Annotated in this window: 1 pseudogene; it reads right to left on the reverse strand. The window is 75.2% G+C overall.

Annotated elements, in window-relative coordinates:
• A pseudogene (locus tag AX737_RS12420) lies at nucleotides 1–238 on the reverse strand (colanic acid biosynthesis glycosyltransferase WcaL); the annotation flags it as partial.

Consider the following 238-nt stretch of genomic DNA (forward strand, 5'->3'; position numbering starts at 1 on the left):
GTCCGGCGTGGTCCAGATGTCCTTGGCGTGGGCCGAGAAGCTCCAGCCCCGTCCGGTCAGCAGGGCGGCGTAGCGGGCGACGCTGGCCGGCGTGTGCAGGAAGTGGACGTGGATATGCGCCACGCTCCCCGGCAGCTCGCGGGCCAGCACCAGGGCCTGCCCGAGCCGGCGCAGGCGCGAGGCGCTGGGGTCGCGCGCGAGATCGCGCAGGAACAGGCCGAGCAGGCGGGGAAGGCGC

This window comes from Methylobacterium sp. CCH5-D2 (assembly GCF_001556475.1).
Classification (GTDB): domain Bacteria; phylum Pseudomonadota; class Alphaproteobacteria; order Rhizobiales; family Beijerinckiaceae; genus Methylobacterium; species Methylobacterium hispanicum.